Source organism: Metabacillus rhizolycopersici, from assembly GCF_020075705.1.
Window position 1 is genome coordinate 1 of record NZ_JAIQUM010000141.1, and the last position, 6,358, is coordinate 6,358.

General features: G+C 35.5%; 9 protein-coding genes. 5 read left to right on the forward strand and 4 right to left on the reverse strand.

Features of this window, described 5'->3' with window-relative positions; all coding sequences use genetic code 11:
* Positions 1–228: 228 nt before the first annotated feature.
* Positions 229–342: a YjcZ family sporulation protein gene (locus K9V48_RS26695; protein WP_224142112.1), complete on the reverse strand. Its 114-nt coding sequence runs from the start codon at positions 340–342 to the stop codon at positions 229–231.
* Positions 343–829: 487 nt separating this feature from the next.
* Positions 830–1,270 carry a cell wall hydrolase gene (locus K9V48_RS26700; RefSeq protein ID WP_224142113.1) on the reverse strand — a complete coding sequence of 147 codons (441 nt, stop codon included), beginning with the start codon at positions 1,268–1,270 and terminating at the stop codon, positions 830–832.
* A 384-nt stretch (positions 1,271–1,654) separates the two neighbouring features.
* Between K9V48_RS26700 and gerQ the strand changes: the two genes are divergently transcribed.
* On the forward strand, positions 1,655–2,134 hold the full coding sequence (gerQ, locus tag K9V48_RS26705) for a spore coat protein GerQ (RefSeq protein ID WP_224142114.1): 480 nt from the start codon (positions 1,655–1,657) through the stop codon (positions 2,132–2,134).
* Positions 2,135–2,678: 544 nt separating this feature from the next.
* On the opposite strand, the gene K9V48_RS26710 is transcribed toward gerQ, so the two are convergent.
* Together K9V48_RS26710 and K9V48_RS26715 are read right to left on the reverse strand one after the other, a co-directional pair.
* Positions 2,679–2,948, reverse strand: coding sequence for a cytotoxin (locus K9V48_RS26710; protein ID WP_224142115.1), 270 nt, complete (start codon positions 2,946–2,948; stop codon positions 2,679–2,681).
* Between the two features lie 5 nt (positions 2,949–2,953).
* Positions 2,954–3,283, reverse strand: coding sequence for an AbrB/MazE/SpoVT family DNA-binding domain-containing protein (locus K9V48_RS26715; protein ID WP_224142116.1), 330 nt, complete (start codon positions 3,281–3,283; stop codon positions 2,954–2,956).
* A 669-nt stretch (positions 3,284–3,952) separates the two neighbouring features.
* Between K9V48_RS26715 and K9V48_RS26720 the strand changes: the two genes are divergently transcribed.
* The 4 genes from K9V48_RS26720 to ynzI all read left to right on the forward strand — a co-directional run bounded on the left by K9V48_RS26720 (position 3,953) and on the right by ynzI (position 6,323).
* Entirely contained in the window at positions 3,953–4,414 is a 462-nt protein-coding gene (locus K9V48_RS26720; protein ID WP_224142117.1) for a MarR family transcriptional regulator, read from the forward strand.
* A gap of 797 nt (positions 4,415–5,211) precedes the next feature.
* On the forward strand, positions 5,212–5,421 hold the full coding sequence (locus tag K9V48_RS26725) for a hypothetical protein (RefSeq protein WP_224142118.1): 210 nt from the start codon (positions 5,212–5,214) through the stop codon (positions 5,419–5,421).
* Positions 5,422–5,592: 171 nt separating this feature from the next.
* Positions 5,593–6,177 (forward strand): DUF3967 domain-containing protein, encoded by a 585-nt coding sequence (locus tag K9V48_RS26730; protein ID WP_224142119.1) that lies wholly within the window; start codon positions 5,593–5,595, stop codon positions 6,175–6,177.
* Entirely contained in the window at positions 6,174–6,323 is a 150-nt protein-coding gene (ynzI, locus tag K9V48_RS30210) for a small membrane protein YnzI (protein WP_498043135.1), read from the forward strand. The genes K9V48_RS26730 and ynzI overlap by 4 nt, the downstream gene beginning before the upstream one ends.
* The last annotated feature ends 35 nt before the right edge of the window (positions 6,324–6,358 follow it).

Consider the following 6,358-nt stretch of genomic DNA (forward strand, 5'->3'; position numbering starts at 1 on the left):
AAAGAAATAAAAAACAGATTAAAGAAGCAATGATCCTTATTGTTTTCTTTGCGTTACTTCTTCTGCTGAATTCTTATTTCAAAAGTTTCTAATACAAAACTTGCAATCTCTATAATAAAAAATGGTAGTTACTTTGAAAACACCAATATAGTTAACCTATAAATCCCAATTTATCAACGATTAACTCAGTTAATTGGGTTAACCGTTGATAAAGCCAGTATTAAGCTACTAGTATCCACCGCCTACAAAAGAAGCACCAATGATAATTAAAAGAATAAACAATACTACGATAAGAGCAAAACCAGATCCTTGTCCTTGTCCATATCCACCACCTTGACTCATAAACGACCCACCTCCTTCGTTTTTTGTAGAATATTTTATGTGAATGACAAGTGCTTCGCATGGGCAATAGTTAAAGGTTAGAAAAAAGGCAGTTTAGTTAAACAAGGATTGCATAAAACCCCCGTTTTTTATGCAGCCACCAGGCTTCTTCAGAGGTCAAAAACGTTGATCCATCAACGATGTATAAAATCATGCATAAACGAATAAAATAAGAAGGATATCCTAGACAAAAGCGAACCCCTTTGGTACCAAGGGGTTCGCTTTTTTATGCTCTTTTTCTCAACTTCCGGAAATTGCTATTATGTAAACTAGATTTGTATAGAGTATACATATGATTCTTGAAAACTCGTTCAGCAATCAGGCAATATTTTCGAATAACTAATTGTAGGAATAATGGGGGAAATTGAAAATCTTTATAAAGGTGAACGTATGTATATTAAATGCCAGGCTAGTTGAAGAACAGGTAACAACTGTCGCCCAGCTTTCTTTAATACCTATAAGCACTTTCGCATGTATTAGCCTGTGGCTCATAATAACAATGTTGTTTATATTGTCCTGCAAATGGTTGATCATACCATGTAGGTGGACACGGAGCATACGGATTAAAATACCAAAGAGCATACTTAGAAGGATGTTGTCTCCAATACTTTACTACTTGTCGTGCCAATCTTCTCTCTACATCTCTTGCTGGACTATAAAATAAACTACCTTTTTGTACTGCTTCAAAAGAGTAATTTCCACCTTGAACTTGAAAAATTACATCCCGTATCGTTCTTACATCCTTAAAATCTAAACAATCAACTACTGCTCGATTTATAATGACATTCCCAACCATAAGCATCCCTAGTCGTCCTTCACCCACAGCCTCTGCCCGCATCATCCTTGCAATTAAATCAATGTCACTATCTCTATATTTTACTCTCGTCACTTTTCATCACCTCTAAGAATTGTATTAAAAACAGCCTACAAAAATGTCAAGTGGTTACAAAGAACGAATCGTTTTCATACCCCTTTGAAAAGTCATAAGTTGTTTTTCTCATACATACGTATGAATGTACAAAATTTGAAGGTAAATATTACTATTCTTTTAACATCCTAAGGGATTCAAAGTAAAGAAACCATGATTCTGAGTTATCATAGGAATTGACTGGAGCAGACAGACAGTATCTCCTAAAATTCTCATGATGATTCTTAAAACTAGCCGATTATTATCAAGTTTCAACATGAATTGCAATCGCTTGGCATTATAGTACTTTACTTCTACTTTACCCGAATTTTCCAGTTGTTTACTAACTTTTTGAGGGGGTATTTTATGGCAAACAAAAAAATTCAAGCTCAACCCTATGTTTATGACAGGCAAGGAATACCGGGCGCTCAGCAGATGATCATGCAACCAGGCAGCGGATATCCGCAATATCCTACATATCCGCCGCCTGGTCAATTCGGGCCATCTCAGCCCGGATTTCAAGTACCTCCAATGCCAGCTCAGCAAGGTTTAACCCAAAATATACCAGGCATGCTTCCACTAGAGGAATCCTATATTGAAAACATCTTGCGCTTAAATCGCGGAAAAATAGCGACTGTTTATATGACATTTGAAAATAATCGTGAATGGAATGCGCAGATCTTTAAAGGCATAATCGAAGCAGCCGGCCGTGATCACCTCATCCTCAGTGACCCACAAACAGGCATGCGTTATTTACTATTAATGGTGTACTTAGACTATATAACATTTGATGGAGAGATTAATTACGACATTCAAAATACATTAGCTTCTTACCCACCAAGATAAAGACCGAAAGCAGAAGCGCCTTGATGTCGTGCACGTATCCACAGCACAAAAATTTTATCATGTCCTAAACGATGAACCAAAGCTGACTCTTCGTTATGTCAGCCTTTTCTCTTTCCCCTGAAACAAATCCTCCTCTTTCTTTCGCTTCCTCGGGAACCCTCCCGAAAATGCGGATTTACAACGTTAAACTGTTTGCAACTTTTTTATATGCCTATAACATCGCTTATGGTGACTAGAGCTCATTCTTCTCTTCACTAGGAGAAAATAGGGGTGATAGCCCCCTAAACCCTTCTTACATATAGGGGAAACAGCAATAGATATCATTCTAGTAATGTATGATATCCGTTTTAGACCTTGCGTAGCAAGGCTTTTACCATGCGAGATAGCATATTTATCTCCGCCCCCCCTTCCCCAAAGGAAAAAAAGGAGGGGGATCTTTCAGAAGGTTTTGACCTTTCTCTCGATCCTTTTAGTCTTTGAAGTAAATTTTTATGTAAAAAAATATCGAAATAAAGACAAAAAGCCCTATATGGTTTGGGCTTCTTTATGGATTATTTAAAGTATTATCATGATGTCCGCAATTACGTAAAATAAAGGACTCTGGCTTCTCCATCTCAAATGTAATACGTAAATTCATATTTCCACTTGCTTCCCAAACATAAGGGTTTTTATAGCCTTCCATCTTTTTTATACGTAATGAAGGGTGCGTTGGATCCTCTTCCATTTGTTTTAAAGCTTTTTTTATGATTATTTGAGCTTGAGGGTCTAATTTTTTATAACTTCTATGAAATCTCTTTGTAAATTGCAATCTCATATACTCTAGTCCTCAATATCACTGTCTAACCAATTGAAAGCTTCATCAATATTCTTAAAGGTATAGACTTCGCCTTTCTTAATATTTGTCTCTGCTTCTTCTTCTTCTCTTTGCCATTTATCAGTCCAAAACCAAGCTTGATCAGCTGGTACATGAATCATTGGAACTAATGTTAAACGTCCATTTTCATCTAACCTTATCTCTAAAGAATCTCCTTCATGTAGATTTAATTCCTCCATAAAAGCTTTAGGTAAAGTAAATTGACCACGTTTACGTAACGTGATTTTTTCCTTTTTCACAATATCAACTCCCTTTTCGGGTGTTCTTATAACCATAATATGCACTCACCTTTCTATTGTTTCCGAAAATCAGAAATTCATACTTTCTTACATTCTAACACAAATTTTAAAACCTTCCTTCTTTTTTCACTATCTTTTAATCAAAAGAGCTTACACTTCATCACACTATATTTTTATGTAGTGACTCCGACCGAAAACCAGTAGTAGAAGACCTCGATCACAATGTACTTTGTGTGGTCGAGGTCTTCTACTGTTTACGATGTTAAGGAAGGAGTCACAGATAGCTATATTATGGGGTTTATTTCTATTTTAAGAACGAAATAAAAAGGAAATTGATTTATATCTTATTTACCTTATAGTTTCGATTCATTATTGCAGAAGTAAAGCAAATATTAAGTGTTTTATATCAATGAAAAAGACCTGCTTAGAGACTTGTTTTAGTTGCCTTCATGGCAACTTTTTAGCCTTCATGGCTTCTAAAAAACATTGAAAAAAACAGTAAAAAAGATATTTATATTGCCATAGACAGAAGGGGGTATTAAAAAATGGTTGATATTACTAGATTTGTAGTTGATTAATGTTGATATATATGTCATCATCGTTGATATATATATCAACATTGTTTTTTTTATTAATGTTGATATATTCATCTACATACTAGTCAGACATAACAAGTTATATAATACATATTAGGAGAGGTGAAACATGACTATCGGTAATAAACCAGAAAACGGCATAATACTCAAAGAAATGGTTGACCGAGATACTGGGGAAATTTATCATGTTCCGATTTTCACCAGAAGTACATACAAAGGAGGTAATTTTTTCATGGCTATGCAAGAAGGGTTTATTCATTTAGCTAAACTTGGTCTAAGAGGACAAGAAATGCAAGTTTTAATGCTAGTTATGGGCAAATTAGACTTTGAAAACTGGATACGTGTTTCCCAAGCAGAAATAGCTAGAGAACTTGATTTAGACCGTTCAATAGTTTCAAAAGCAATCAAAAAACTTGTTACAGAAGGTATTCTTCATAAAGGACCTAAGGTTGGTACTAGCAGTACTTATAGACTTGATCCAGGGTTTGGATTAAAAGGCAGAGCCAAAAATCAAAAGAAAATACGTGATGAAATTAAACATCTTTCAGTAATCGAAGGAAAAAAGAAATAAATTAGGTGTGAGAAATACTTCACACCTTTATTTTTACTCTTAAACTCTCTAAAAGCTTATCATCTACTCTTTTAGGCTTGTACCCCATACGATCTCTATTAAAATACCTTCTATAACCTTCATATGGGCCGTATAACGCCTATACTCACTTTCAAGCAAGTTTCCCATCCGAATCAACCACAACCTTTTCTGGAGCCCTCTGAACGCTTCCCATGAAATTATACGATTTCGAACGTTCTTCTCTTACCAGACGAAATAAAACTAATAAGTCATATGTATGAAAAATCGACAGTTAATCAGAAGGTAATTCAACTTGATCTAAGTAAACAAACTCTCTCATTTTTGAACGCTGCTTCTTCAAAGGAGCATCACAAAAGCCACAAGTTTCAGCCCATGTTCACTGTTCTTTCAACCGCATTAAGAACAAACCACAACTCCTATTTACCCCTCTATTTTAGGTCTAGATTCCGGCTAAAAACTTCCATGTAAAGTATAGCACACTATACTTTACATGCGTAAAGTCGTGTGGTCTGCGACGCTATGTTGCCTGTCAAACAGGCAAACAGACAAGCACGCAAGCATGATAAAAACAAAAACCGTAGGGCTACTCGCCCCACCACCCCCGCCAACGTCAACACGTTGGATCGCCATACAAAACAACTAAAACCAATGTTGCCATAAAGGCAACAAATGCACCTTAAAGGTGCAATCAGTAACTAACCTAAAGGTTTATCAACGTATATATTACCAAAAAAAGTAAATAATACTGGTGAGCTAATAATAAAAGGAGTATAGACATGGCTAGAAAAATCTTCGATATACATAAAGACCTATTAGTCTTATTTGGAATATGGTTTGCTATTCGCTTTATCTACACAAAAGAAATATACATACAAGTAAATGGATACACGGTAAATACGCTTAGTTTACTCATACTAACAATCGTATTGGTTGCATTAGATAGAGTAAGACATACGGAGACTAGCGAAGAAAAGAAAATCAATTAAGTAACCATAGTAGACCAAAAATTTTATACTTGCTTAACGTTGTAAATCCGCATTTTCGGGACTGTACCCCTAGTTACCTAATTAAGTCTTGTTGAAAGAAACCAGTCGGTTTCTAAGGAAGGATTTCCAATAAACTGATAGAATACTACTAAAAAAGGAGAGGATAGCGATATGAAGGATGACACGTCACAAGCTGAAAAAGCTTACTGGACAAAGGATGTTGCGGACGATTTAGGTATGGCCGTTACAACAGTCCGTAAGTATGCTTCTTTGATGGAAGAGAACGGATATACTATTCTTCGAAATGAACATAATCAAAGAGCTTTTTTAGAGCGTGATATTCTCATCATGAAGCGTATAAAATCGCTAGCCAAAGCGCATGGCGTCACGATAGAAGATGCGGTAAATTCAGTATTGAAGGGCGTTCCTAGCAATGAAGTACAAACTGTGTCGGGTAGCGACACGTCTACTATGTCGCCCCCCGACACAAAAGAAAATGAGCAATTACAGGCTCTTATCACACGTTATGATGATAAATTTAACGACCTAAAAAATGATAATGATGAATTAAAGGGAATGATTCAAGAATTACAGCAAATTGTTAAAGGGCAACAATCCTATATAGATGACTCGATCAAGAAGCGAGATGAACAGCTATTACAATCTATTCGAGAACTTCACCAAGCACGAATAGAAGCAGCCAGTACAGAAAAAAAGGGATTCTTTTCCCGACTTTTTAAAAAGGAATCCTTATGAAATTAGATTATAAAAAGAGAGAAGTACAAAGAAATATAAAGAGAAAATACAACAAAAGAAATAAAAAACAGATTAAAGAAGCAATGATCCTTATTGTTTTCTTTGCGTTACTTCTTCTGCTGAATTCTTATTTCAAAAGTTTCTAATACAAAACTTGCAATCTCTATAATAAAAAATGGTA